Source organism: Hymenobacter mellowenesis (assembly GCF_030581005.1).
Taxonomy (GTDB): Bacteria; Bacteroidota; Bacteroidia; order Cytophagales; family Hymenobacteraceae; genus Hymenobacter; species Hymenobacter mellowenesis.
In genome coordinates, this window is sequence record NZ_JAUQSX010000003.1 from 36,352 (window position 1) to 63,222 (window position 26,871).

23 protein-coding genes and 1 pseudogene are annotated in these 26,871 nt (G+C 58.9%); 12 read left to right on the forward strand and 12 right to left on the reverse strand.

The window, feature by feature from the left end; genetic code table 11:
• Positions 1-81: 81 nt before the first annotated feature.
• From Q5H92_RS06640 to mutM, 3 genes are all read left to right on the forward strand, one after another.
• The gene (locus Q5H92_RS06640; RefSeq protein ID WP_305010716.1) at positions 82-1,056 is read left to right on the forward strand and encodes a M48 family metalloprotease; all 975 of its coding nucleotides are present in this window, start codon (positions 82-84) and stop codon (positions 1,054-1,056) included.
• Positions 1,057-1,187: 131 nt separating this feature from the next.
• Positions 1,188-2,102, forward strand: coding sequence for a PhzF family phenazine biosynthesis protein (locus Q5H92_RS06645; protein WP_305010717.1), 915 nt, complete (start codon positions 1,188-1,190; stop codon positions 2,100-2,102).
• A 186-nt stretch (positions 2,103-2,288) separates the two neighbouring features.
• Positions 2,289-3,158 carry a DNA-formamidopyrimidine glycosylase gene (mutM, locus tag Q5H92_RS06650; RefSeq protein WP_305010718.1) on the forward strand — a complete coding sequence of 290 codons (870 nt, stop codon included), beginning with the start codon at positions 2,289-2,291 and terminating at the stop codon, positions 3,156-3,158.
• Here the strand turns inward: mutM and Q5H92_RS06655 are convergent.
• From Q5H92_RS06655 to Q5H92_RS06685, 7 genes and pseudogenes are all read right to left on the reverse strand, one after another.
• Positions 3,114-3,413: a hypothetical protein gene (locus Q5H92_RS06655; RefSeq protein ID WP_305010719.1), complete on the reverse strand. Its 300-nt coding sequence runs from the start codon at positions 3,411-3,413 to the stop codon at positions 3,114-3,116. The genes mutM and Q5H92_RS06655 overlap by 45 nt on opposite strands.
• 39 nt (positions 3,414-3,452) lie before the next feature.
• Positions 3,453-3,731 carry a hypothetical protein gene (locus Q5H92_RS06660; RefSeq protein ID WP_305010720.1) on the reverse strand — a complete coding sequence of 93 codons (279 nt, stop codon included), beginning with the start codon at positions 3,729-3,731 and terminating at the stop codon, positions 3,453-3,455.
• Positions 3,732-3,919: 188 nt separating this feature from the next.
• On the reverse strand, positions 3,920-5,326 hold the full coding sequence (locus tag Q5H92_RS06665; RefSeq protein WP_305010721.1) for a radical SAM protein: 1,407 nt from the start codon (positions 5,324-5,326) through the stop codon (positions 3,920-3,922).
• A 180-nt stretch (positions 5,327-5,506) separates the two neighbouring features.
• Entirely contained in the window at positions 5,507-6,358 is an 852-nt protein-coding gene (locus Q5H92_RS06670) for a tetratricopeptide repeat protein (protein ID WP_305010722.1), read from the reverse strand.
• A complete protein-coding gene (locus tag Q5H92_RS06675; protein ID WP_305010724.1) occupies positions 6,330-6,812 on the reverse strand; it encodes a hypothetical protein in 483 nt (160 codons plus the stop codon). The genes Q5H92_RS06670 and Q5H92_RS06675 overlap by 29 nt, the downstream gene beginning before the upstream one ends.
• Before the next feature lie 89 nt (positions 6,813-6,901).
• A pseudogene (locus Q5H92_RS06680) lies at positions 6,902-9,220 on the reverse strand (AAA family ATPase).
• Entirely contained in the window at positions 9,204-10,016 is an 813-nt protein-coding gene (locus tag Q5H92_RS06685; protein ID WP_305010725.1) for a prolipoprotein diacylglyceryl transferase, read from the reverse strand. Before Q5H92_RS06685 ends, Q5H92_RS06680 begins: the two are co-directional and overlap by 17 nt.
• A gap of 408 nt (positions 10,017-10,424) precedes the next feature.
• On the opposite strand from Q5H92_RS06685, the gene Q5H92_RS06690 reads away from it, so the two are divergent.
• Complete coding sequence (locus Q5H92_RS06690) at positions 10,425-10,673, forward strand: hypothetical protein (RefSeq protein WP_305010726.1); 249 nt, start codon at positions 10,425-10,427, stop codon at positions 10,671-10,673.
• A gap of 113 nt (positions 10,674-10,786) precedes the next feature.
• Here the strand turns inward: Q5H92_RS06690 and Q5H92_RS06695 are convergent, their stop codons facing one another.
• Complete coding sequence (locus Q5H92_RS06695) at positions 10,787-11,833, reverse strand: SDR family NAD(P)-dependent oxidoreductase (RefSeq protein WP_305010727.1); 1,047 nt, start codon at positions 11,831-11,833, stop codon at positions 10,787-10,789.
• 186 nt (positions 11,834-12,019) lie between these two features.
• On the opposite strand from Q5H92_RS06695, the gene Q5H92_RS06700 reads away from it, so the two are divergent.
• Both Q5H92_RS06700 and Q5H92_RS06705 read left to right on the forward strand, forming a co-directional pair.
• A complete protein-coding gene (locus tag Q5H92_RS06700; RefSeq protein ID WP_305010728.1) occupies positions 12,020-12,544 on the forward strand; it encodes a hypothetical protein in 525 nt (174 codons plus the stop codon).
• A gap of 236 nt (positions 12,545-12,780) precedes the next feature.
• Positions 12,781-13,812, forward strand: a complete 1,032-nt coding sequence (locus tag Q5H92_RS06705; protein WP_305010729.1) for a bile acid:sodium symporter family protein — start codon at positions 12,781-12,783, stop codon at positions 13,810-13,812.
• A 162-nt stretch (positions 13,813-13,974) separates the two neighbouring features.
• On the opposite strand, the gene Q5H92_RS06710 is transcribed toward Q5H92_RS06705, so the two are convergent.
• The gene (locus tag Q5H92_RS06710) at positions 13,975-14,688 is read right to left on the reverse strand and encodes a dienelactone hydrolase family protein (RefSeq protein WP_305010730.1); all 714 of its coding nucleotides are present in this window, start codon (positions 14,686-14,688) and stop codon (positions 13,975-13,977) included.
• A 145-nt stretch (positions 14,689-14,833) separates the two neighbouring features.
• Between Q5H92_RS06710 and Q5H92_RS06715 the strand changes: the two genes are divergently transcribed.
• The 4 genes from Q5H92_RS06715 (at position 14,834) to Q5H92_RS06730 (ending at position 21,440) form a co-directional block, all read left to right on the forward strand.
• The gene (locus tag Q5H92_RS06715; protein WP_305010731.1) at positions 14,834-15,886 is read left to right on the forward strand and encodes an LLM class flavin-dependent oxidoreductase; all 1,053 of its coding nucleotides are present in this window, start codon (positions 14,834-14,836) and stop codon (positions 15,884-15,886) included.
• Between the two features lie 224 nt (positions 15,887-16,110).
• The gene (locus tag Q5H92_RS06720; RefSeq protein ID WP_305010732.1) at positions 16,111-18,570 is read left to right on the forward strand and encodes a TonB-dependent receptor; all 2,460 of its coding nucleotides are present in this window, start codon (positions 16,111-16,113) and stop codon (positions 18,568-18,570) included.
• A gap of 136 nt (positions 18,571-18,706) precedes the next feature.
• Positions 18,707-19,999: a PepSY-associated TM helix domain-containing protein gene (locus tag Q5H92_RS06725; RefSeq protein WP_305010733.1), complete on the forward strand. Its 1,293-nt coding sequence runs from the start codon at positions 18,707-18,709 to the stop codon at positions 19,997-19,999.
• A gap of 391 nt (positions 20,000-20,390) precedes the next feature.
• The gene (locus Q5H92_RS06730; RefSeq protein ID WP_305010734.1) at positions 20,391-21,440 is read left to right on the forward strand and encodes a T9SS type A sorting domain-containing protein; all 1,050 of its coding nucleotides are present in this window, start codon (positions 20,391-20,393) and stop codon (positions 21,438-21,440) included.
• A 52-nt stretch (positions 21,441-21,492) separates the two neighbouring features.
• Here the strand turns inward: Q5H92_RS06730 and Q5H92_RS06735 are convergent, their stop codons facing one another.
• A complete protein-coding gene (locus Q5H92_RS06735; RefSeq protein ID WP_305010735.1) occupies positions 21,493-22,263 on the reverse strand; it encodes a sulfite exporter TauE/SafE family protein in 771 nt (256 codons plus the stop codon).
• Positions 22,264-22,371: 108 nt separating this feature from the next.
• Here Q5H92_RS06735 and Q5H92_RS06740 point away from each other — a divergent pair, with 108 nt between their 5' ends.
• On the forward strand, positions 22,372-23,067 hold the full coding sequence (locus tag Q5H92_RS06740) for an SIMPL domain-containing protein (protein ID WP_305010736.1): 696 nt from the start codon (positions 22,372-22,374) through the stop codon (positions 23,065-23,067).
• A 38-nt stretch (positions 23,068-23,105) separates the two neighbouring features.
• On the opposite strand, the gene Q5H92_RS06745 is transcribed toward Q5H92_RS06740, so the two are convergent.
• Together Q5H92_RS06745 and dnaB are read right to left on the reverse strand one after the other, a co-directional pair.
• Entirely contained in the window at positions 23,106-23,549 is a 444-nt protein-coding gene (locus Q5H92_RS06745; protein ID WP_305010737.1) for a hypothetical protein, read from the reverse strand.
• Positions 23,550-23,558: 9 nt separating this feature from the next.
• Positions 23,559-25,169: a replicative DNA helicase gene (gene dnaB, locus Q5H92_RS06750; protein WP_305010738.1), complete on the reverse strand. Its 1,611-nt coding sequence runs from the start codon at positions 25,167-25,169 to the stop codon at positions 23,559-23,561.
• A gap of 303 nt (positions 25,170-25,472) precedes the next feature.
• Between dnaB and Q5H92_RS06755 the strand changes: the two genes are divergently transcribed.
• The gene (locus Q5H92_RS06755; protein ID WP_305010739.1) at positions 25,473-26,870 is read left to right on the forward strand and encodes a UDP-N-acetylmuramate--L-alanine ligase; all 1,398 of its coding nucleotides are present in this window, start codon (positions 25,473-25,475) and stop codon (positions 26,868-26,870) included.
• Position 26,871: the final 1 nt, after the last annotated feature.

Here is a 26,871-nt window from a genome sequence, read left to right on the forward strand (position 1 = left end):
TCGAAGTTGCAGTGTCATATTTCTGGCATCACACTTGCCTTAGGTTTAGCCACTAGTCATTCACTTTCTCGATTGCCTGCTATGACTTTCTTCCCTCGTCTTTTCAGCCGCCTGGCCGCTTCGCTGCTGGCGCTCCCCTTGGCGCTGGCGGCGCCGGCCGCGCAGGCCCAAACCGCCCCGGCACCCACCGACGTCATCCGCGAAATCACGGACGCCGTAGGCCTCAAAGCCCGCTTCGAGCTGCGCTCCACGCGCGAGGTCGACAACGCCGCCGCCGTGGTGTACGACGGCAAGCGCTACCTGCTCTACAACCCCGATTTCTTGAACGAAATCAACCGCGCCGGCCACACCGACTGGGCCGGCATCAGCATCCTGGCCCACGAAATGGGCCACCACCTCAACGGCCACACCCTGCGCGGCGGCGGCTCGCAGCCGGCCGATGAACTGGAGGCCGACGAGTTTTCGGGCTTTGTGCTGCGCAAGCTGGGCGCTAGCCTGGCCCAGGCGCAGGCCGCCATGGCCACCGTGCCCGACGATGGCGGCTCGGCCACGCACCCCGGCCGGGCGCCCCGCCTCGTGGCCATCGGCCAAGGCTGGCAGCGGGCCCAGGGCCAGATTGTGGCCAGTGCCCGCACCACCGCGCCCTCGGCCGCGCCGGCCGTGGTGGCAGCCAGCCGGCCTCAGGCAGCGGCCCGCCCCAGCTACGACAGCAATTCGGTGCGCCTGTTCCCCACCGTGCAGACGGATAATGACGACTCGGACTCGCGCGAGATGGTGGCCGTCAATCAAACCAGCGGCGATGCCGTGCGCCTCGTGGCTCAGCTCACGTTCCGCAACGACCCCAGCCGCCGCTATTACCTCACCAATGGCCTGAAAGTGGTGCGCGTGGACGACGAAGACAACGCCGAAGTAGTGGGCCGCGTCAGCCGTACCACCAGCGAAACATTCCCCTACGTGCTGACCGACACCCAGCAGCGCCGCCTGTTCATCACCGCCCGCGGCGATGTATATGACAAAGCCGGCCAGCGCGTTGCCAAGATGCACGACAACATGTAAACTGTGATGAGTCAATATTGAAAAGCCGGCCCGCCATTTAGCGGGCCGGCTTTTTTGTGCATACCGGGTTCGATTGGGACGAGCGGTTGTTCCTTCGTGGCTGATTATCTGCCCCACTGTTCCCAATTCTCATGTCCCAGTTGCCTTTTTTGCTGGTCGATGCTTTCACTACCGAGCCGCTACGCGGCAACCCATGCGCTGTGGTGCTCGATGCCGACGACTTCGACCCCGCGCTACGCCAGCGCCTGGCCCGCGAGTTCAACCAGTCGGAAACGGCTTTTGTGAACCGGGCCGCGCCCGGCAGCACGGAATTTACGGTGCGGTTTTTCACCCCGGCTGAGGAGATTCCGCTGGCCGGCCACCCCACCATTGCCACCATCACGGCGCTGCTTCACGCGGGCCGGGTGGCGTTGCCGGTTTCTGGGGCGGCCCTCACCATCACGCTGCACCTACTGCACGGCCCCATCCGCGTGGATGTGCTGCCGGGCGCGGCCGGTGTCCCGGCCATGGTTTGGATGACGCAGCGTCCGCCCGTGTTCGGCGCCACGCACGCCCCAGAAGCCGTGCTGCCGCTCTTCGGCCTCACGCTCGACGACCTGCTGCCCGGCGCCCCTGTCCAGACGGTGAGCACCGGCACCCCGCAGCTCATGATACTGCTGCGCGACCACGCCGCCCTGCGCCGCGCCCACGTGGCCGATGCCGCCGCCCTGGGCCGCTACCGCGCCGGCAGCGACTTTTTCAGTCCGCACCTGTTTTGCCTGGGCGGTGCCACGCCCGCCGGCCACACCTTCGCCCGGCACTTCGGCACGCCGCCCGATGTGTCGGAAGACCCCGTGACGGGTTCGGCCACGGGCGGCATGGCGGCGTATCTGTGGCACCACGGCTACCTCGATACGCCGGAATTCGTGGCTGAGCAGGGCCACGACATGGGCCGCGCCGGGGCCGTGCAGGTGCGGGTCCACGGCCCGCGCGAGGCCATCGAATCGGTGCAGATTGGCGGCACCGGCGTGGTGGTGCTGGAAGGCAGGTTGCGCGGGGATTTGTAGGCTGTTGGGTGCAACCGGATTTGCATTTAGGCTGTTGAACGTCATGCAGAGCACAGCGAAGCATCTCGCGTGTGGTAGCATTCCAATCGGTAAAGATTAGTGGCGGCACGCGAGATGCTTCGCTGCGCTCTGCATGACGTTCACGCGCCAGCGAAACTCAACCTTCAACCCTCAACACTTCCCCAAGTGCCCGAATTACCCGAAGTCGAAACCTACCGCCGATTTATTGACGAGCTGGCCGTGGGCCAAACCATTGCCGCCGTGCAGGTGAACGATGCCCACGTGCTGGCCACGCCCGAAGCCGAGCTGCGCGCCGGCCTCGTGGGTCGTACCATCACGGGCACCAGCCGGCTGGGCAAGAACTGCTTTCTGGAACTGGACAACGGCAAAGTGCTGGTGCTGCACTTCGGCATGACCGGCGACGTGGGCGCCTACCGCGACGAGCCCGATGCCCCGCGCTTCACCCGCGTGGCCCTGCACCTAACCGATTCCGGCCTGCGCCTGGCCTTCATCGACCCGCGCAAATTCGGCCGCATCCGGCTGGCCGACAGCGCCGCCGCTCACCAGGCCGCCAAGAAAATCGGACCCGACGCGCTGGCCATCACCGCCGCCGAGCTGCACCAGAAGCTGAGCCGCCGCAAAACGTTGCTCAAGCCGCTGCTCCTCGACCAGGGCATCACCGCCGGCCTCGGCAACTGGATTGTGGACGAAGTGCTGTTTCAGGCCAAAATCCACCCCGAGCGGCTGGGCTCCTCACTCACCGAGAAGGAAACGAAGGCCTTGCACGACGCCATTCAACTGGTGCTGAACACGGCCATTAACCAAGAGGCCAACTACCGGCATTTTCCGGCCTCTTTCCTAATTCACGCCCGCGAGTGGGACACTTCGGCCACGCCCGTCAGCGACGATGCGCACACCTTCTGCCCCCGTCATCCGAAGGTGAAAATCGAGAAATACTACGTGGGCGGCCGCGCCACCTACATCTGCCCCAAATGCCAGCCCGCGCCCGCCTCAGCGCATGTTGCCGAGGCTGCCCGCGACAATAAAAATGCCTGAGCACGCCCCAAACCCAACGATGAGTACTAGCAGCATGCTCACGAAATAAGGCGCCGCCCCCGCATCTTCTGGGCCCCGCCCTAGGTGGGTAAAACCCAGAATCAGGTTGACCAATGCCTGGCCCAGGTAGAAGAAGCCAAACAGAAAAATACCGGCGTCGAAGCCAAAGTTCGCTGCCAGTCCCAGCACGACGGCTGCGCCCAGCACTATCAGCAGATTATTGCGAACGATGCTACCAAAAGTGGGCTTTTCCATGAGCTGATTCGATGGGGATTGAGGTCCGTTGAGTCAGAATTAGTAGGTGTACGTGCCGCCAATGCATGCGCCAAAGCCAATCAATAAGGTCAGCATGGCGGCCAGGAAGAAGCTTTGCCGGGTTTCGATGCTTCGGGCGGCATAACCCAGAAGGGCATTGACGAAGAACTGAATGAAAATAGCCGTTGCCAGGGAAATAATAAAGCCTGTACCCTTTCCTTCCATCGGAGAATCATCGTCCTGCATCCGAAATGCGGCTGCTAAGCTCAGGATAATGGCTGAATTGATGCCCAAAATACGTGGAAACGATGCCTTCATAAAGTGGGCTTTCCTATCAGGAAAAATGGTTAGGCTTGATTGCAGGGGATTAGATTACAGTCCCAGCGCGCCGCTGCACATGCCCCAGCCTATCAGCAAAAGAACCAGCCCAATGAGCACGACTATCAGGCAGCCGTTGTTTTTCGGCGGTTCGTTGGGTGGGTTGCTTGTGGTTTTGAGCGGCTCCATTACACAATGCCGATGCGTTCGGCCCGCAATTCCTCCAGCCGCGCCAGCTTTTCCTGGTCGCGGTAGAAGATATTCATGGTTTCGAAGGGAATGATTTTCAAGTCCTTGCTTACAATGTGCACGCAGGATTTCTTCACGGCGCGCACGTCGAAATTGTGCGCGTCCATGAATTGCAGAATGATAATTCGGAACAAATTATCATAGCCCAGATTCGGCGCCGACACCTGCGGCAGGCAGCACAGCAGTTGGTTAATTTCGGGCACCACCGTATCCACGGTATTGGCGGTGCTGAACAGCTTGAGCATGTGCTGGCGCAGGCGCGGGTCGCGCTCATACACAATGGTGTTACCTCCGCTCTGGAGCAGCTCGGCGGGGTCCACGTAGCGGGTGAGGGGGAAGACTTCGCCCTCCAATTTTAGCGCATAGGCCATGGCCAGCGCGTCGGGGTTGCAGGGCACGGGCAGCAGGTCCTCGGCCGTGAAAACCGGGCTCTGGTCGATGATGCCCTGGCGCACTTCGGTGAGCGAAAACGAGTCGGTTTCGGGGTTGAAATTATCGAGCCGCCCGGCCGCCTGCGTGGGCTGAAATGTGACGCCGCGAATGCACCGCTGCTTCAACGCGTAGTCGATGATGTCGCCCATTTCGTCATCGTTCAAGCCCTTTTGCAAGGTCACCACCAGCGTAGTGCTGAGGTTATACTTATTGAGATGCTCAATGGCTTGCCGGCGCACCTCGCGCAGGTCGCGGCCGCGCATGGTCAGCAACACGTTTTCGCGGAAGGAATCGAATTGCAGATACACTTCGAACGCGCCCGCATACGTGGCCAGCCGCGCTACGAAAGCCTCGTCCTTGGCCAGGCGCACGCCGTTGGTGTTCACCATCAGGTGCTTGATGGGCTTGCGCTTGCACATGTCCAGAATTTCCCAGAACTGCGGGTGCAGCGTGGGCTCACCGCCCGAGATTTGGACCACGTCGGGCTCGCCCTCGTTGGCCACCACTAGGTCCACCATGGCTTCCACTTCTTCCAGGGTGCGGTGCCGGCCGTGGGTGGGGCTGCTTTCGGCGTAGCAGGTGGGGCAGGTGAGGTTGCAGCGGTCGGTTATCTCGATGACGGTGAGGCAGCTGTGCTGCTCGTGGTCGGTGCAGAGGCCGCAGTCGTACGGACAGCCGAAGTGCGTGGGTGCGTTGAAGCGGCGCGGCGTCTCGCTGGGCTTCACGTAGTTGCGGATGCTCTTGTAGTACTCAATGTCGGTGGCAATACGCACCTTCTGGCGCCCGTGCTCGGGGCAGCGCTTGAGCATGAACACGTTGTTGTCCTCGAAGACAATTTTGGCCTCAATGCGGCGCAGGCACTGCGGGCAGAGGCTGAGGGTGAAGTCGTAGTAGGTATAGGGCCGTTCGGGCATGGCGCAGCAGGAAAGGAGAATTAGTGCCGGAATATAGCGGCAAAACTGTAATTCCACCTGTTATCCTGAGTTCAGCGAAAGACCTTATCACGCTTACACATAGCATTGCTAATTGCTCAGTCATGATAAGGTCATTTGTCCCTGCTTAATGCGCAGAATGCTCAGGACGACAAGCGGGATTTATTTCTCCACCTCCCGCAACGCCTGCCGCACTTCAAACTCAGTTATTTGCTCCGGGTAATTGGCGTAGAAAATGTTGTCCTCATTCAGCCGGTAGCCGCTAATCAGAGCGCGTTGCGCGGCTTCGAGGTGCTGCCGGGCCAGGGCCGGTTGGTCCTGCACCCGGTAGTTGAGCGCCAGGTAATAATTGGCTTCCGGGTGTTGCGGATAAGCTTTGAGGCACTGCTGCAGATACTTTTCCGCTTGCGCGTATTGCTTCAGCCGGGCCGCCGCCACGCCCGCATACCACAGGGTGTTGAAATGGATGGAGCCCTGTCCATCGGCGCCGCGCTGCAGAGCCATATCGGTGGCAAACGCTTTTTCGGCCAGCTTGTAGTGGCCCAATTCCAACTCGCAGGCACCCTCGAAAAACGCGTAGGTGTGGTCCATCTCGCGGCCGTTGGGCTTGAGCTCCGCCACACGCTGGAAATCCGCAATGGCCCCGGCATAGTCCTTGGTGAAAATGCATTTGAGAAAACCCCGGTAAGCCAGCCAGCGGTTTTCGTCCAGCGCCACGGCCTTGTCTATCAGGGGCATGGATTTGGCGTAATCACCGCATTTTATCAGCGGCATGGCCTTTTGCTGGTAGGCGTAGGCAATGTTGGGACAGGCGGCAATCAGGCTGTCGCAATACTGCCCCCACTGCGGACTCAGGTAGCTCACGCGGTGGGCGCCCCGGTCGAGGTAGCGGGCCACGAGCGTGTCCTGGTAGGCTTTGCTACTGCAGTCGCCAACTGCTTTGGTCGGCTGCTGGCAATGCCCGAGCCGCGCCACGGCCAGCAGGCTAAGGAATAACAGCCACGACTTTGCCATCGGTTATTTTGAAGGTTAAATAAGTGAAATAACTCACGGCATAGCCGCTGTGCGTGGCCGCGCGCCAGTCCTTCAGCGTTTTCAGAAAGGCGTACAGCTCATTCACCAGCTCCGGCCGGAAGTGCGTGGGCATGTAATTCGCATCGGTTTGCAGCACCTGCGTCATCGGCTGCCGAAACCCCGCGCAATCAATCACAAACCGAAACGTGACGTAGCCGCTGCCGCCGAATTTGCGGCTGTCGTGCGCCAGAAAGGCCGTCGCCTCCCGCACCAGCGTGGCCGAGCTGAGCGGGTACTTCCCATCCACGGCGAAATAGGGGGCGGTGGGGACTTTCGCGCAAGCGGGGTTGCGCGTCGTGGTGGTGTCGAGGTATTCGCCGCCGTTGAAGGAGAGGTATTGGGCGCGAGAGGGAAGGCTAAGTAGGAACAGGAAGCCGGCACATAAACACTTCATAATAAACCCGTACGGGTGCGAACTAAAGGTGATATTGCAGGAGGTGTAAGAGCGTTCGAATATGTCATAGGGTAGTGATAGTGGATGTGTTATAAAACGCAGTTAGAGCATACTTCAACCATCTCAGAGTAATGTTTATTATCTAAAGTAGATATTATACTCAGAATGTCAGAAACAATGTTATCGCCTTCTCCTAATAGGTTGTCAATCGGGCTGTCATGGAATTCTATTTCTTGGTTATGAGAATACTTATTGATAAATCTATATACCTTTTCTCTGGTAAGATTATCGGGGCACCCTGCCTGCAATAGCTGGCTAAAGTCGTTTCGACCTTTAGGAAATTTAAATGTTAAAAAAGCCTCTAATAACTTTCTTGAAAAATTTGCTGCTAAAAATGCCTTTTCAAGGTCAAGAGATTTTAAGTCTTTTAGCGAATATAATTTAAAAAATATGAAATGGTATTCTGAATTAAAATTCAGTAGAGTTGTGTTTGCATTTTTTATAATAGATGTTCTATTGATTTCGCTTGTAGAATCAATGGAATAAAAATGAGACTTCAAATTTTCCTGGATGGTACCATCTGTAAGTCTTTTGCGTTCGTTCTTCTTGATTAGCCAATCCCGAACTAGTTTGAAATACTGAAAATTATGTGTAAATATGAATAACTGTAATGCTTTTTCGCATTCCTGTTTTAAAAATGAAAAAGAGCAAAATAAATGAGTGCTATCAAAACTTGATATTGGGTCGTCAACTAGTATAATGGTATTTTCGATTTTATTACCACTTTCTTTGAGTTTAGAAACAAAGTAGACAAAGGCAATTGCTGTCTTCTCGCCTTCACTTAAGTTCGTTGCTGATTGCGAATGACCATCCCTTATTAAATTGTAGCCTTTTAAATCCTTGTTGAACTGAATAGAAATATCATTTCTTCCAATAAACTTGCTTAGTTTCTTGTTAAAATCATCAGCGCCAACCGCCTCATTGATTAGAATTGATTCCAGAGCGTCAATAGTTGATTTGCTTTCTGTGATTTCACTATTTAGTTTTTCTAAGTCTGCACGTTGATTTTTAATGTTTGTTTCAATGCTGAAATAGTTTTCAGAAAAAACGGTATGACAAACAAAATGTAATTCTAATGCATCTTGTGCTTTCTTGATTTCCTCCTCAAAATCCTTGTTCTTATTGTTGTGCTTAGAAATAGTGCCAATTATTATTTCTAGATGCTGGTTGAAAGATTGAAACAGAATTTGTGTATCTAAAAATCGAATAGTATTTGCTAAGAAAGGATTTGCAACCTTTTCATCTAATCCAGTAATGGCATTATTTGTTAAAGCCATACAAGCAATTTGGCTTATCAGAAAATTTTCCTTGGCTAGAATGAATTCTGGATGCAGGTCATCATAGAACGCTATTTGCTCGGGTATTTTTTTGTTCATTTGCAGGTTTAAATTTGCAAATTTCGCCTCCAAATTATTCAGTTGTTTTGATAATTTAGAGTATTCCTCATTAAAGTGGTTGTTTAATTCATTGATTCTGTGCGGTGGTATTGTTTGGCCACAGAATTCACATGCATCATTCTGGTGTGACGCTCGGATTGCCAATCCCTCCTGAATCCAGTGGTTAATGTCGATATTCTGAACTAATCTCTCGATTCTAGCTGAAAAAATACTGCTCGATAAAACCTTCTCTAGTTCAGCAAATAATGCTTCAATTTCCTCTAGTCTGAATGAATCTAAATCATTGGAGTTTATATCAGATTTTCTAGAAGGTTTTATAGCATTTTTCAACTCCTTAACCTGTTCAACGTCCAGTATAGATTCGCGGCAAATATTGCTGCGATTGTTTTTGATAAAATTTCCTAATTTAGTTCTGTCGTAGTTGAGAAAATAGTTATTATTGGTTTCTATTAATTCAAAGGATTTTTTAATATTGCTTGACCATTTGCTTAGGTTCTTTTTGAGGCTCTCCTCATTTTTCGAGTTTTCAAACTTGTTTAACTCGTATTTTTTGGTATTAAGACGATGTTTTTCTAAAGTCATCTTGTATTTTTCCATCTCATCCTTTTTCTCTTCTGATAAAATAATTATTGTGTTAGCTTTTGAGTCCTCAAAATTTACGTTTTTATCAATAAAATCCTTGTTAAATACTCTTATATTGATAGAGTTGCTGGCAATATTTTTGTGCGTTATCAGTACATGGTCTTTGGCTGTTATTGAAAATTATGAAGCAATAAAATGACTATGGACTTTCTTGTCACCAATAGAATAATACAACTTTGCTAGTGTGCTTTTACCGCTGCCATTATGGCCATAAAATAAATTGAATCTATTGAATTCCTTCAGTCCTGTAACTGGCGTGTAATCCTTAAAAATGCCAAATTTTTTGAGCTTATCAATTTGAGTAATCATTGCTTTTAGGAAAGTTGTCTTTCGTTATAAGATTAGATACTGTGTTTGTTAGGCGGCAAATGTGAATGCCCCAAAGCCAAATATAATACCCCAGCCCCACCACGCACGCCCACTGTATGGCCGTGAGGCCCAGCCCCGGCAGCGCCGCCGTGGGCTTGATGAATTCCACCAACAGCCGGAACAATAGATAGCCGCTCAGAAACAGCTGAAACCGCCGGCCATTGGCCAACGGCCCGCGCCGCCGTTCCAGTCCCCAAAGCAGTAGCGCCAGCGCCCCCAGAAACAGAATTTCGTAGAGGTTGGTGGGGTGGCGCCGGATGCCATCGCCGAAATTGATGCCCCAGGGCAGGGTGGTGGCCGTCCCGTAGGTTCCATCTTCGAGCCCGCTGAAAAAGCAGCCGAGCCGGCCGATGGCCAGCCCGAGAATAATGGGAAACACCATGAGGTCGCCGCTGCTGGCCGTCACGCCCAGGCGCTTTTTGGTGAGTTCCACGCCGATGAGGCCGCCCAGGAAGCCGCCCACGATGGTTTTGTTGGTGAAGTAGTATAGCCAGCCGCCGGGCGGATGCGCCAGCAACTCGGGGTGCTCCAGCAGGCCCAGCAAGCGCGAGCCGAGCAGGGCCCCAGCGGCCGCGCCCACAAAAATCCATTGCCGGTGGGCATCGCTGATGCGGTCGGGGTGGCCGGCGCGCAGGCGCTGGTAGAGGCGGTAGCCGAGGGAGTAGGCCAGCACCTCGCACAATAGATGCACGGGCAGGCGCGCGGGACCCAAGGCTAGCTCGACGGGGAAATGCATCTCGCAAGATGCAACACGCTGCGCATTGACGCCCGGCCCGGACTTATTGCATTATCCGTACGCGAAAAAAAGAAGCTTTTTTTGCACTTCAGAAACAATTAATAATTATGACGGACGTTCTGACTAGTTTTTTTCAAATTTTTTTAATAAAAATATCGACAATTCAAGTTTGAAAATATAATAGATGATAAACTCGCTGATAGTTAGGTTAATAATTAGGAATAAATAGCTTCGTGAATACGGGATAGGTTGTCGTATTTGGGCGAGTAAAGTGCCTGTTTGGTCGATTGCTTTGGAACGCGCGGCAATATTTCTGCCACGGGGCGGGTTAGTACACCAGAAGCGACATGCTGCAGATGGGTGCTTCTGGTTGCCTGGATTACTCTTTTTATCTCTAATCCCATTCCTATGTTCCGCAACGTTCTTGTGCTTGTTGGCCTGCTGAGTTTATTGACCATCGCCGACGCTTCCGCTGCTTCGACCAGCGGTTTCCGCAATCCCAATCGTAAAATAATGCCCGGCAACCACCGCCCGATTTACCGGCGTTACGGGCACCACGGCCTGTTCCACAACGGATTCCTCGGCATTCACAACCGCCGCCAAACCAAGATTTCGGGGGCCAAGGTGGGCGGCAACAAGCGCCGCGGCACGCTGTAAAAACGAAGTGCCGAAATGGCACGAGTACCCCGAATTTTTAATTCGGCCCAGTTGAACATCATCTGTTTTGACGGGCCGAATTGAAAATTCGGGGTACTCGTGCCATTCGACGTTTACACCTCGTTGTTCTTCGCCGCCGCTTTGCGGTTGAGGGTGGTGAGCGGCGAGCGGGTGATGTCCGATTCGCTTTCGAAGCCGGTGCGGCGCACGTTGGCGGCGGGGCTTTCGCCGGTGGCGGGCAGGGCGCGGTTCATCCAGCTCAGGATGTCGGTGGTGGTGCCGGGCAGCAGGCCGTGGAAAGCAGCCAGGAACTTGGCGGGCAGCGAGAGGATGATTTCGCCATCGCCGCGGCGGCAGGCGTTCCAGATTTGGCGGGCGGCCTGCTCGGCGCTGAGCGTGAAGCCGGGCAGCGAGTCGGCGATGCTGAACCAGGCGAATTCTTTTTCGTGCTGGCCTTTCACTTCGGCGTGGCCCACGCTGCCGGTACGCAGCAGGCCCGGGCACACCGTCGTGACGCTGATGCCGTGCTGCCGCAGCTCGGCCCGGAAGCCTTCCGAAAGGCCCACCAGCGCAAATTTGCTGGCGCTATAGGGCGCCATGTGCGGCAGCGCCACCTTGCCGCCCAGCGAGGAAATATTGACGATGCGGCCCGCTCCCCGGCGGCGCATGCTGGGCAGCACAGCCTGCATGGCGTGCAGCGGCGCCCAGAAATGCACGGCCATCGAATCCTCAAAATCGCGCGAGTCCATGTTGTCGAGCGGGCCGGCCGTGATGATGCCGGCGTTGTTGATGAGTACATCGACCGGGCCAAGGCGGGTTTCGACCTCGGCCACCATGGTGCGCACTTCTACTTCGTTGGTGATGTCGCGGGCCAGGGTGAGCACATCGGCTTCGGCAGCGCCGGCCATGAGCAAATCCTGGCGGGCGCGGGCCAGCTCGGCCTCGTCGCGGGCGCAGATGGCCACCCGGGCGCCCTCGGCCACGGCCTGGCGGGCCAGCACGAGGCCCAAGCCGCGCGAGCCGCCGGTGATGAGCACCACGCGCCGGCTGAGGTCGTAGGAGCCGCGGCGGTTGCCCCAGAGGGTGGCGCCTAGGGCTGCCACGCCGAGCCCGGCGGCCAGCAGCCAGTTCTTCGAAGAAGTACGCTTGTTCTGTTTCATGAAGGTTGTATGCCAAACCGGGCCGAAAGGTTGCACGGGCGCGAAGCCGGGGCCCGATTTTCGGGCGGCTCTGGCACGAAACATGGTTGGCGAGGCGTTCAAGGCTGAAAGAGCGGGCTTTTTCGCCGATATTTACTCCGCCGTAGCGCCCCTTTTTCTGTGCCCGTGTTTCCACCCAAGTTTCCCATGAAAGTTATTTTGCTCTCGTCGCTGCTGGCCGTGGCCGCCGCGCCGGCTGTGCTGGCCCAGGCGCCGGCCCATGCCGTGGTGAAAGCCAAAACCAAAACCGCCGGCCAGCCCAGCGTGAAAACCAAAACGCGCACCGCCGCCCGCCCCGCCGAGGAAGAAGCCCCCGCGCCCCTGGCTGATGCGGCCGTGGTCGACGCCAAAACCAACGCCCTTACGGCCAACATGCAGAAAAACCTGGGCCTCAACCCCCAGCAAACCGAGAAAGTCCGTGCCATCAACCGCCGCAGCATCGACGCCGTGGAGTCGGCGCACCTGCGCTATAAGGCCGACCCGCGCAAGCTGGCCGGCGTGGTCGAAACCGTGAGCAGCTCCCGCCTCTCAGCCATCAAAGACGTGCTGACCCCGGCGCAATTCGACAAATACCAGCGTAAGCGTGAGGAAAAAATGGGCGTGCCCAACGTGCAGGGTGTGCAGGGCACCCCGCCCCCCGGCCTGGGCGGTGGCGGCGCCGGCGACCAGTAGGCGATGCAGGGGCGGGGCGAAACATTATCAACGTCATGCAGAGCGCAGCGAAGCATCTCGCGTGTGGTGGCAAATTATTGGTTGGTTGAAGCAAGCGAGATGCTTCGCTGCGCTCTGCATGACCGTGTCGAATTCGTTTAACGACTCAAAGCGCCGGGCCCCGAAAGTCCGGCGCTTTTTCATGCCCCATACTTTCACTTTCGGCCACCAAAGCGCTCGCAGGCGTATGCTGAGGTATGAATCAACCCTCTGCTCCCGGCCGTTTGGCGGCTTTACTATCCCGCGCCGGGCTCGACTGGTTTTTGCTGGCGCTTCTGGGTGTGGTGGCGCTGGCTTACTTCCAGCCCGGCCTGGGTAGTAAGGCTAGCCCCGTGCCGTGGCATACCATCACCACAGTGGGTGTGGCGCTGGTGTTCTTCTTTTACGGCCTGAAAATGAGTGTGGAAAAGCTGCGCGCCGGCATGCGCAACTGGCGGCTGCACGTGCTGGTGCAGGGGGCCACGTTCGTGCTGTTTCCGGCGCTGGCGCTGCTGGTGCGGCCGTTTTTCGGCAGCGAAAGCGGCGACTTGTTGTGGCAAAGCATTTTCTTTCTGTGCGCGCTGCCCAGCACCGTTTCCACGTCGGTGGTGATGGTGAGCATTGCGGGCGGCAACCTGCCCGCCGCTATTTTCAACGCCAGCCTTTCCAGCTTGCTGGGCATCTTGCTCACGCCGCTGCTCACCAGCTTGTTTTTGCACACCGGCACGGGTGGCGGGCAGCTGTGGGGCCTGGCCACGCAGCTGCTGTGGCAGGTAGTGCTGCCGGTGGGGGCGGGGGTGCTGCTCCATTCCCGGTTCAGCGCCTTTGTGGAGCAGCGCAAGGCCGGCCTGCGCGTGTTCGACCAGATTACCATTCTACTCATCGTTTTCACCGCCTTCTGCGATTCCTTCGCCGAGGGCATCTTCAGCCGCTTTGGCGTGGCCGATATTGTGAAGCTTGGGGCGGGCATGGTGGCGCTCTATCTGGTGGCCTTCGGCACTATCTGGGGCCTGAGCCGGGCTCTGCATTTTCCGCGCGCCGACCAGATGGTGGCCGTATTCTGTGGGTCGAAGAAGTCGCTGGTGCATGGCAGCGTGATGGCCAGCCTGCTGTTTCCGGCCAGCGCGGCCACGGGGCTGCTTCTCTTACCGCTGATGCTCTATCATGCGCTGCAAATCATTCTGGCCAGCAGCATGGCGCAGTATTTGGGGCGGCAGACGGCAGCAGAGCCGGCAGCAGTAGCATCTTAAAACGATTTGCTGACCGGAAATTTGCTGACCGGAAAAAGGAACGTCATGCTGAGCGCAGCCGAAGCATCTTTACCGCAGCAGTAACTATTTACTTGCGCGGTAGAGATGCTTCGGCTGCGCTCAGCATGACGTTCCTGTTTTCAATCTTAAAACAACCTGGCTCTACGCTCCCAGCTTCTCCTTGAAGAAGACCAGTGTCAGCGCCCAGGCCTCGGCAGCGGCTTGGGGATTATAGCTCGGCCGCTCGTCGCAGTTGAAGCCGTGGTCGGCGTAGGAAATGACGGTGTTGATGTAGGGCTTGCCGGCGGCGTCTACGGCGCCGGTCACTTCCGCAATGTGCTCTTTTTTGATGTGGGCATCGAGGCCGCCCCAGAAGAAGAGGTGGGGCGCGTGCAGGTCGGCGGCGCGGTCTTTCAGTAGGTGTGTGCCGCCGCCGTAGTACGACACGCCGGCCGCCAGCGGCAGCACCGCGTTGGCCAGAAACGACACGCGCCCGCCCAGGCAAAACCCGATGCTGCCGATTTTATCGGCCATCACCAGCGGCTGGCTGGTGAGCCAGGCGTGGGCGGCCTGCACGTCGGCCGTCAGGCCCTCCACCGTGATGCCCTGAAAGTGCGGCGCGGCCACGGTATTGAAATCCGAATAGGCGATTTCCAGCCCCGGCGCGGCCGTGCGGTGGAATAATTCGGGCGCTACCACGGCGTAGCCGGCGGCGGCTAGGCGGTCGGCCACGTTGCGGATGTGCTGATTTACGCCAAAAGCTTCCTGCAACAGCAGGATGCCTGGTACCGGGCCGGTATTGCTGGGGAAAGCCGCGTAGGCGTGCATTTCGGTGCCATCGGCCACGGTGATGATAATGTTATTCTGGTTGCTCATTTAAAACAGGAGGAGGGAAAGTTCGGGTGCCTATACCGCTTTAGCCGGCAAATGTTCGTGCCCGGGGCCGGCGGGCGGCTGTGCCCGTCGGCCTCGAACCGGATGGGTCCGCTGCTGGTTTGTGCATTCCATATCCCCTGAATCTATGAGTGCCTCCCCCAAACTTCGCCTCAACGTGCTCGACCAGTCGCCCATCCGGCCGGGCGCCACGCCCCGCCAGGCCCTGCTCGAAACCGTGGAACTGGCCAAGCTGGCCGACCGCCTCGGCTACACCCGCTTCTGGGTGAGCGAGCACCACAACACCAACACCCTGGCTGGCTCGACGCCGGAAGTGCTGCTGGCCCACCTCGGCAACCATACGCGGCACATCCGGCTGGGCTCGGGCGGCATCATGCTGCCGCACTACAGCGCCCTGAAAGTGGCCGAGAACTTCCGCATGCTCGAAAGCCTGTTTCCCGGCCGCATCGACCTGGGCATGGGCCGCGCGCCCGGCGCCGACCGCCTCACGGCCTACGCCCTCAATCCCGCCAACCAGTTCAACGAGAAGGACTTCGTGGAGCAGCTGATGGACCTGCAGGCCTACCTGCGCGATGAAAAAGTGCCCGATACCATTCATGAGCGGGTGATGGCCATTCCGCAGTCGGCCACCGCGCCGGAGCTGTGGATTCTGAGTTCCAGCGGCCAAAGCGGGCTGTTTGCGGCGCACCTGGGCATGGCGTTTTCGTTCGCGCAGTTTATCAACGGCACGGGCGGCCCGCAGGCCGTGCGGACGTACCGCGAGCGGTTCCGGCCCTCGCTGGAGCTGGCCGAGCCCTTGGCCAACGTAGCCGTATTCACCCTCTGCGCCGATACCGAGGAGAAAGCCGACGAGCTGCGCAAAGCCATGGACATGCAGCTCATCCGCTTCAACCGGGGCGAATTCCGCACCTTCCCCTCAGCCGAGGAAGTGCGCAGCTACCAATTCACGGCCGAAGACCAGGCCCACCTGCTGCACAACCGCGCCCGCGTGGTGAGCGGCACGCCCGCGCAGGTGCACGCCCAGTTCACCCAAATGGCGGCCGAATACGGCGTGGATGAAATAACCGCCGTCACCATCACCGCCGATTTTGAGGACCGCCGCCGTTCCTACGAGCTGCTGGCCGAGGCGTTTGAGCTGGCCCCGGCCGGTGATGTAGCCGTTGCCCAAGCTGCCTGGTGACTTGGCCGCAGCCCGTTGCTCCTCACTGCTGATAGTTCAAAGCGCCTGGTAATTTGCTGGGCGTTTTTGTTGTCGGTCAGATTGTTAGATTAATGCTGCCGCTGCCATGTAATGGCACTGTTGATGCGGAATCTATTCTTATTTAGAATAAGTCCAGATAGTTTTAGGAATCTTGTTTAGACTGATTCTAAATTTGCAGCACCAATTACCCTTAGTGCTGCTGCATGATTTCCAGAATCTTTACCCAAGTACTTTCTACGCTAGCGTTTTGCTTGTTGCTGACGGGCACCCTTAGCGCCCAGTCGCGTTCCGGCGCCATTTCCGGCATCATTCGGACCAGCGACGGCAAGCCGGCGGCTTTTGTCAGCGTGGGCATTCCCAAGTCTGGCAAAGGAACCAATACGGCCGAGGACGGCACCTACCAAATCCGGGGCGTTGAGCCCGGCACGCACGTGCTGCGGGTGTCTTTCGTGGGCCTGCAGTCGCAGGACCAGACGGTGACGGTGACCGCCGGCCAAACCACCAAAACGGATTTTGCCCTGACCGAAAGCGCGGCGCAGCTGAATGAGGTGGTGGTAACGGGCACGACGACCATCAACCGGCCGGCTTCGGCCAGCAAGGCCGACATCGCGCCCCTTGACCTGCCCCAGAGCATTGGCGTGGTGACGAGCACCGTCATTGCCGACCAGCAGGCCCAGCGCCTCGGCGACGTGCTCAAGAACGTGAGCGGCGTGTCGCTCACGCAGCAGCGCCAGGGCGTGGCCGAAACCTTTTCGGCGCGCGGCTACAGCATCGGCGTGGGCGGCGGGGGCGGCAGCATTTTCAAAAACGGCCTGATTTCCAACACCCAGGGCTTCCCGGATGCCAGCACGCTGGAGTCGATTGAGGTGCTGAAGGGCAGCTCGGCGCTGCTCTACGGCAACGTGTCGGGCGGTCTGGTTATCAACATGGTGACCAAGAAGCCGCGCTACGAGTGGGGCGGCGAAGCGTCGATGCGCGTGGGCAGCTACAGCTTCTACAAGCCGATTGTGGACGTGTATGGCCCCCTCAGCAAGCGGCTGGCGTTCCGGCTGGTGGGCACCTACGAGAATGCGAAGAGCTTCCGCGACGTGGTGAAATCGGAGCGTGTGTACGTGAACCCTTCGCTGATGTACAAGCTGGGCGATAAAACCGACCTTCTAGTGCAGGGCGACTACCTCAAATCGAACATCACGCCCGACAACGGCGTGGGCGTCATCAACCAGAACGCCGACGTGCAGCTGCCGACCAGCGCCGTGCGCTCGCGCTTCATCAACGCGGTGTGGGCCTATAATAACACAGACCAATACTCGGCCTCGGCGGTGCTGAACCACCGCTTCAACGAGCAGTTCAAGCTGAACGCCATTGCCGGCATCATGGACACCCGCGTGAACGGCTTCGGCCTGAACGTGCCCAGCGCCATCACAGCCGTGGCCACCCGCAAGCTGGCCGTGGGCGACTACGCCCGGACGCTGGGCGGCGTGAAAACCGGCGAGCGGGACTACAACGCCCAACTGAACCTGACCGGCAAATTCGACACCGGCTTCCTGGGCCACCAGTTGCTGGTGGGCGGCGACTTCCTGCGCATCGTGAGCGAGAGCAACACGTTCAGCTACCGTAGCGCCAACGGCAGCACCGCGGCGGCCTATGACACCATCAACATCTTGGACCGCAGCCGGCGCCGGGAGCGCACCGACATGCCCGATAAATCGGTGCTGGCCCGCACCACTTCGCCGTCGTACCGCTTCGGGGCCTACGTGCAGGATTTGATTAGCCTCTCGCCCAAGTTCAAGGTGCTGGCCGGCGTGCGGTGGTCGTACCAGAACGTGAAGCAAACCACCATTTTCAACGAGGCCACGCAGGTGCAAACCAGCGGCACGCTGGACGACAAATACGACAAGGCCTTCTCGCCGAAAGGCGCGCTGATTTACCAGCCGCTGGCCACCATGTCGCTCTACGCCAGCTACACCAACAACTTTACCGTGAACGCGGGCGTGGACCTGAATGGGAACCAGCTCCGGCCTTCGTTGGTGGACCAGTACGAGGCCGGCTTCAAAAACGAGCTGCTGAAAGGCCGGATTTTCACCAACCTGAGCGTGTACCGCTACCGCAACAGCAGCCTGGCCCAGGCCGCCATCCTGCCCGATGGCTCGGTGAGCCCCACGGCCCGCGCCCTCACCGGCGAAACCACCAGCGACGGCATGGACGTGGACATCAACGGCAACTTTTCGAAGAACTTCTACTTCAACACCGGCTACGGCTACAACTTCCACCGCTACACCAACACGTCGGGCAAAACCGGCAGCCAGGTAGAAGGCGAGCGCCTCATCAACAACCCCGCCCACACGGCCAACGCCTCCATTTTCTACACCTTCGACCTGCCCGCGCTGCGCGGCTTCAAGCTCGGCGCCTCGGCCTTCTATACCGGCCAGCGCTTCGGTGGCCTCAACAACACAGTGAACCAAGCGCCGGCCTACGACCGCCTGGTTTCGCTCAGCGGCTTCACCACCATCGACCTGTCGGCGGGCTACACCTACCGCCATTTCTCGGTGCTGGCCAAGCTCTCCAACATCACCGACGAGATGAACTACGTGGTGCACGACCGGTACAGCATCAACCCGATTCCGCCCCGTCAGTTCCTGACCACGCTCGGCTACAAGTTCTAAAATTCTCGGCTTCGCCCGAAGCTCACCGATTGCACGGCTTAGTGGCTGGCAGGCTGAATCGAACCAGGCCGCTGCTTAAGCCGTGCAATCGTCGGTTCGGCCGGGCCCTCTGACCAACAAATACTTCCCTCCCTGCATGAGCCCGCTCAAATCTGCCTTTCGCACCGTTCATCTCTGGCTGGGCCTGGCCTCGGGCCTGATTATCGTGTTTGTGTGCCTCACGGGCTGCGTGCTGGCTTTTGAAAAAGAGCTGGAGCAGTCCTGGCACTCCGAGCGCTACTTCGTGGCACCGGCCAGCACGCCGCGCCTCTCGCTGGCCCAAGTAGCCGAGGCCGTGCGCGCCTACAAGCCCAAAGCCAAAATCGGCGGCCTGAAAGTGTACGCCGACCCCACCCGCACCGTGGAAGTAAGCCTCGCCGGTGCCCCGGAAGGCGGCAAGGGCCGCATGGGCCGGGAAGGTGGCCGCCTTGGCAACGGCGCTGAGGCGAAAGGCGGCGAAGCACGCGCCGCTGGCCGCCCGGCCGCCGGTGGTGCGCCCGGCGAAGGCCCCGGCAAAGATGGAAAAGGCGGCAAGGGCCGTGGCGAAGGTGGCGGCCCCCGCGTGTTCGTGAACCCCTACACCGCCGCCATCACCGGCGAGCTGAACCCGCGCGACAACTTTTTCAAGACCGTGGAGCAGTTGCACCGCGGCCTGGTAGCCGGCAAAGCGGGCAAGCTGGTGATGGGCATCAGCGCCACCGTTTTTCTGTTCATTTTGGCCACGGGCATCGTGCTGTGGTGGCCGGCGGCCCGCAAGGCTTTCAGCGCCCGCCTGAAGGTGAAGTGGGGCAGCGGCTGGAAGCGCCTCAACCACGACTTCCACATCGTGCTGGGTTTCTACGCGTCCGTCTTCCTGTTCGTCATTGCCCTCACCGGCGTGGGCATGTCGTTCGATTGGGTAGGGGAGGGCATCAACAAGCTCACCCACTCGCCCCTGAAGCGCCCCGAAGCCCCGGAATCGGCCGCGCCCGCCGGGGCCGGCGTCGCGCCCTTTGCCCCCGATGCCGTGCTGGCCCTGGCCCGCCAGCAAGCCCCCGATGCCGAATTCTACGCCCTGCAACTGCCCAAGGACGCCAAAGGCAGCATCCGTGTGGCCGTGCTGCGCCCCGGCGCCATCACCGAAAATGCCACCGACGAAGTGTACCTCGACCAGTATTCCGGCCAACTCATCAGCGGGCAAACCTACGCCCAGCGGCCCGTGGGCCAGCGCATCCGCGGCCTGTTTAAGCCGGTGCACACGGGCGCCATTTTCGGCTGGCCCACCAAAGTGCTGGCCTTCGTGATGACGCTGCTCGGCGCCACGTTCCCCGTCACGGGCACCATTATGTGGCTCAACCGACGGCGCAAGCAGCAGCGCAAACAGCGTCCGCTTGCAATAGCAGCCGGCTAACGAAACAGCTGCAAGAAAATAAAAAACGGGGTTGTGTCATTTTTAGAAAAATTGACACAACCCCGTTTGACGTTGCTCCGTAAGCGAAAAAAAACAGTGTGAGCCAGTTCTTATATTTGTGCAATAATTATAAAAGCTTGATTTTATTTTGTGGCCTGTTAATATTTCTCTTAAATAGTTGATATTAGATTACATTTGTGCTGCGAAGTGATGATATTGATTTAAAAACAGTCGTTATTATTCCCGATTTGGGTCATTGATTCCCAGATTAATTCTATTAAGCGCAAGTACAGGAAGCTCAAAAAACTGTGTGTTAATGGATTGAATGCACGAGGTTTTATTGGCCAAAATATTGTTTTAGCGGGAGAGAACCAATTTTAACTCTCCTTCTATGCGCTTATTTTACTTATCCTTTCGGGCAGCCATTTCAGGCATTTTACTACTAAGTGCCACGGCTTTTTCAAGCGCGGCCCAGCAGTGGCAGTATGCTACCACCGTGCATTCGAGGCTCAATGCTTCCGACGAACCGCTGGCCGTTGACGGTTCGCTCGCCACGGCGGCCCGCATTGAGGCGCCAGCCCTGCTTGGCGCGGCACGCTTGCGGGTGGCTTTCCCGTCGACGGTGCGGAGCGGTGGCCGGGCCGGCTTGATTATCCAGATGGGTTCGAACGTGGACCTGGGCATATTGACCGGCACCAGCATCCGCACCTACATGAATGGCAACGCCGGCTACGAGCAGAATATATCGGTGGCCTCGCTGCTCGACCTGAGCGTGACCGGCAGCAACAAAGTGGCGGTTGAATTTCCGGTGACCAGCGACTTCAACCAGATTGAAGTGCGCACCGCCGGCCTCGTCAGCGCCAGTGTCAGTGTCGATATTTTCGCCGCCTATGGCACCATCACCCCACTGCCGGTAGAGTTGGTGGCCTTCCAGGGCAAAGCCACGGCCGCCGGCGTGGCCCTGACGTGGAACACGGCCACGGAACGCAACAACGACCATTTCGTGGTAGAGCGGACCAACGGCGCGTCGGATGCGTTCTACGCCATTGGCCAGGTAAAGGGCGCCGGTAGCAGCAGCCAGGCTCGTGAATACCAGTTCGTCGATGTCACCCCGAACGCCATCAGCTATTACCGCTTGCGCCAGGTCGATGCCGATGGTAAAGAATCGTTTAGCCCAGTCGTGATGGTGAAGAGCAACATCAAAACCACCGAGTTAGTGGCTTACCCCAGCCCGGCGGCCGAAACGCTGACCGTGGCCGGCGCGGCCGGCACTTCCTTCGGCGTGTTCAACCAGTATGGCCAGAAGCTGCAGGAGGCAAAACTGACCCTTGAGCCACGCCAACAACTGGACGTGCGCAGCCTGCCCAACGGCGTGTATTTCCTGCGCGACCTGACCACCGGCCAAAGCACCCGGTTTGTGAAAGCTGCCGCCACGCGCTAGGCTTTCGCGCTTGCTCTCAACGAAAACAGGCCCCACCACGGGGCCTGTTTTTTTATGCAAACGTCTCCCAGCCCAGTTTCAGGATAAAGGCGCCCACCACCACCAGAAAAAGCACCCGCACGAAGCCCGTGCCTTGCCGCAGCGCCATGCGCGCGCCCAGTGTCGAGCCCAGCATGTTGCAAATGGCCATGGGAATAGCCACCCGATACAGCACATGTCCGGTTGAGATGAAAAAAATGAGCCCGGCAATGTTGGTGGCCACGTTCACAAACTTGGCCGAGGCCGACGCCGCCAGAAAATCATAGCCAAACAGCCCTACAAAGGCAAATAGCAGTAAGCTACCCGTACCCGGCCCAAAAAAGCCGTCATAAAACCCAATGGCCAATCCCAGCACCACCCCGGTAATAATCTCGCGGCGGCCGTGCAGGCTTGGCGCATGCAGGCTCCCAAAATCCTTGCGCCACAGCGTGTATGCGGCCATAGCCGTGAGCAGCACCAGCACCAGGGGCCGCACCGCTTCCTTGTGCAGGCTGCTGGCGGCCCTGGCGCCCAGCAGTGCAAACCCACCCGCCACCAGCGCCGTGATGGCCACCGTGCGCCAGCGCAGCGGCACGGCATCGGGGCCGCCCAGGTAGCGGCGCAGGGCCGCCGCTGTGCCCGCCAGGCTGGCCACTTTGCCCGTGCCCAGCACGGTGGCGTAGGGCACCTCGGGCAGCAATAGCACCATAGCCGGTAGCTGAATGAGCCCGCCGCCGCCTACTTGGGCATCAATAAAACCCGCCAGCGCGGCGAAAAAGTAGAGATAGAACAGCTCAAGGGTCATGGCGCGAAGGTAGAGCTTTCCGTCCCGGCCGGAATTGGCAATATCCTCGGCGGTGGCTCGTTGTGCTTGAAAATTAAGCCCATGAAGCCGGTCTGGAAATTCGTCGTCTTGCCCCTGTTCGCCACCTTGAGCGCCTGTCAGGCCCCCACTGGCCCGGGTGCTGCGCCGCGCCAGGTGCGCAGCAGCGGCTACGGCAGCGTGACCGTGTACCCAGACTATGCCGAGCTGACGGTGGACGCCGAGTTCACCCGGCCCAAGCTGAAAGACGCCGTGGCCGAAGTGCAAGCCGTGGTCGACCAAGTGCTGGCGGTGTCTCGCCGCTACGCGCCCGGGCCCAACGAGGTGCGCGTGAGCAGCACGTCATCCAACAAGGAGTTTGACTATGTGCGCGGCAAGGAAGTGTTTCTGGGCTTCAATTCCTCGCAATCGGTCACGGTGCGCGTCAACGACCTGCGGCGCCTCTCGCCGTTCCTCGAAGAGCTGCTGGCCACCCGCATCAGCCGCATCAAAGACTTGGGCTATGGCCATAGCCGCGCCGACAGCCTGCACCGCGAAGCGGCCGCTCTCGCCCTCACGGACGCTATCAAAACCGCCGATAAAATGTGCGCCGCCCTGCACGTGCGGCGCGGCGCGGTGCTTGAAGCCAGCGACGGCACCGGCCCCGAAAGCAGCGACAGCGGCTGGGACCGGCCGCGCACCAACATCCAGCTGTACAGCAAAGGCTTTGGCGGCCGCGGCTTCAAAACCAGCCCCGAATTGCTGCGCTTCGCTAGCACCTGCTCCCTCACCTCGGCGCTGGAGTAGCCACCCTGAAACCGAGGCGACACACGAACTAGCGGCGGCTAATAGGGGTAAGGGCTACCAGCCGGGCCTCCGGCAATGACGAGCAGGTAAACCAGCGCGGCCACCAAAGGCAGCGTCACAGCCAGGCAAATCAGGAGCGGCTTCCGGATGCTTTTAATTGGAAAATCCCCCCAGTTCAGCACAAATTTCTTGAAATAGGCTTCCAGGCCCATGGCCCCGGCATAGCCAATCACCAATGGCAGCCACATACCGCCCACCCGATTGGGCAAGTACGACGTGAGCCACAGCAGCAGCAGCGTGTAGCCGATGCTACCCCACAGGGCTTTGCGCGCAGCCTCGGGCTGGCCCACGTCGCGCAGGTTTTGGGCCATTAGTAAGCCGCCGACAATGGCGCTGAACAGCATCGAAAAGCCCCGAATGGCCTGCGCCGAATACAAGGGGACATTGGGTTTGAGCGTCGTTGCCAGCGGGTCGGCTTCCATTAGCTAAGATTAAAATGGTGGCTCCTCGTTGCTGAAGTTGCTCTTCGGGAAGGGCACCGGCGACTCGTTAATCTTCGAGCCCAGGCGAATGGTGTTCGGCGCGAATGGGCTGGGCTCGCTGTCGAAGTTGCTGGCGGGCAGGGCCATGGGCTGGTAGTTGCCACCGTCGAAGCCGCCGCCCATGCCATCGAGGTCGGCAAACTTGGTGAACTTGCCGATGAACTTGAGCTGCACGGTTTCGAGGGAGCCGTTCCGGTGCTTGGCGATAATGACTTCGCCCACACCCTGCGTCGAATTGCCCTCGGCGTCCTGGTCGAGGCCGTAGTATTCGGGTCGGTAGAGAAAGATTACCATGTCGGCGTCCTGCTCGATGGAGCCCGATTCGCGAAGGTCACTCAGCTGCGGCTTCTTGTCGCCGCCGCGCGTTTCTACTGAGCGCGAAAGCTGCGACAGCGCCAGTACGGGCACGTTAAGCTCCTTAGCAATGCCCTTGAGGGCCCGCGAGATGCTGGCGATTTCCTGCTCGCGGTTGCCGCCGCGGCCGTCGGTGTTGCCGCTCATCAGCTGCAGGTAATCCACGATAATCATCTGCACGTCTTTCTGCGAGCGCAGGCGGCGGCACTTGGTGCGCAGCTCGCGGATGCTCAGGCCAGGCGTATCATCGATATAAATCGGCGCGGCCGAGAGGGCCGTGATTTTGTGGTTGAGCTGCTGCCACTCGTGGTCGGCGAGGCTACCCTTCTTGATTTTCTCCGAATCCAGCTCTGCCTCGGCCGAAATCAAACGGTTGACGAGCTGCAACGAGGACATTTCGAGCGAGAAAATGGCCACGGCTTTCTTGAAATCGACCGCCGCGTTGCGCATGGCCGATACCACGAAAGCCGTTTTTCCCATCCCGGGCCGAGCCGCAATAATCACCAAGTCAGATGGTTGCCAGCCGCTGGTAACGCGGTCCAGGGCCGTGAAGCCGGTGGGCACGCCGGTGAGGCCGTCGGCCTGGTTTTTCTTTTCTTCGAGCTCCTTGATGGCCTTGCCCATCAAACTCCGCATGTCATCGAAGTTCTTCCGAATGTTCGATTCCGACACCTCGAACAAGGCTGATTCGGTATCGTCGAGCAGCTTGAACACGTCGGTGGTGTCCTCAAAGGCATCGCGCTGGATTTCGCTCGAAATTCGAATCAGCTCACGCTTGATGGCGGTTTCGGTGATGATGCGGGCGTGGTATTCCACGTTGGCGGCCGAGTTCACTTTCATGGTGAGGTTGGCCACGCCGAAGGCGCCGCCGGCGGCTTCGAGGGCGCCCATCTCGCGCAGCTCCTGCACCACCGTAATCTGGTCGATGGGTTCCGACTTGTCAAACAGCCGGATAACGGCTTCGTAAATCAGCTTGTGCGCGGGCTTGTAGAAGCTCTCGGGCTTGAGCAGGTCGATGACCGAGGTTAGGGCATCTTTTTCCAGCATCAGGGCGCCAAGCACGGCCATTTCGAGCTCCGGCGCCTGGGGCGGGAGCTTGCCGGCGGCGCTGGCATTGGCGGGGACCACCGTGCCGCCCCGGTTGCCCCAGGCCGCTTTGGCTCGGGCAGCGGATTGTTTCAGGCGGTCGTCCATTTGGTCTGGCATCGGTTGGGGAAGGGATTGGGGCGGCGTATCGAAAAGTGGGCGGCCCGATTGAAAAAACCAGCGGGCACGCCATCTATACAAAGCTAACCCCGAAGCCGGGGAAAAGTGCCGGTGGAAAATTCGATTCTTTTGGCTATGCGCCGGGCCCGGCGGCCGGGCTTTCGTACTTTCGCGCCCTTGCTTTTTGGTTGTCAGTTGTTCGTTGTGAGTTGCCAATTTGGGCATCTTCGACGGCACTTGTCATGCTTAACCATGGCACTTCCTGACTGACAACGAGCAACTGACAACTAACAACTACCTGACTTGGCTTCCGATACCCTCTCTCCGCAATCTGCTGCGCCGCAGCGCGTCCACCTCATCGCCGTGGGCGGGAGCATCATGCACAACCTGGCTTTGGCGCTACACCGCCAAGGCGCCCGCGTGACGGGCTCCGACGACGAAATTTTTGAGCCTGCCCGCGGCCGGCTGGCTGCCGCCGGCCTGCTGCCCGCCCAGGAAGGCTGGGATGCCACGAACATCACCCCCGACCTCGACGCCGTGATTGTGGGCATGCACGCCCGCTCTGACAACCCCGAATTGGCCCGCGCCCAGGAGCTGGGTCTGAAAGTGTATTCCTTCCCCGAGTACATCTACGAGGCCAGCCGCGACAAGCAGCGCATCGTCATCGGCGGCTCGCATGGCAAAACCAGCATCACGGCCTGCATTCTGCACGTGCTGCGCTACCACGGCCGGCAGTTCGACTACGCGGTGGGTGCCCAGCTGGCCGGGTTTGATTTGATGGTGCAGCTGACGGACGCGCCCATTATCATCATTGAAGGCGACGAATACCTGTCTTCGCCGGTGGACCGGCGGCCCAAGTTTCACCTCTACCAGCACCACATCGGCGTGATTTCGGGTATCAGCTGGGACCACATCAACGTGTTCCCGACCGAGGAAATCTACCGCGAACAGTTCCGCATTTTTGCCGACATGACGCCCAAAGCCGGCGTGCTCATCTACGACCGCGACGACGAGCAGGTGCAGCTGGTGAGCGTGCCCACCAGCCCCGACGTGACCTACATCGGCTACGGTCCGCACGAGCACGTCATCCGCGGCGGCAAGACCTTTCTCATCAATAAGAAGGACGAGGAAGTGCCCATCCAGGTCTTTGGCGAGCACAACCTGCGCAATATTTCGGCGGCCAAAGAAGTGTGCAAGCAACTGGGCATCAAAGGCAAAGACTTCTTCAAGGCCGTGGCTTCGTTCCCCGGCGCGGCGCGGCGCCTGGAGCTGGTGAAGGAAGGCACCACCTCAGTGGTGTACAAGGACTTCGCCCACGCGCCCAGCAAGCTGAAAGCCACCGCCACGGCCCTGAAAAAGCAGTTCCCGCAACGTCGCCTGGTGGCGTGCCTGGAACTGCACACCTTCAGCAGCCTCAACCCCGATTTCCTGCCGCAGTATGCGCACTGCTTCGATGCGCCCGACGTGGCCGTGGTGTACTTCAACCCCCACGTGCTAGAACACAAGCGCCTGCCGCCGCTGGCCGCCGCCACTGTGGCCGAGGCCTTTCAGCGCCCCGACATCCGGGTAATCACCGACAGCGCCGAGCTGGCCGCCTTCCTGCGCGCCCAGAGCTGGCACGACGCCAACCTGCTGCTCATGTCGTCGGGCACGTTCGACGGGCTGGATTTGGCGGCGCTGGCCACCGAAATCACGGTCTGAG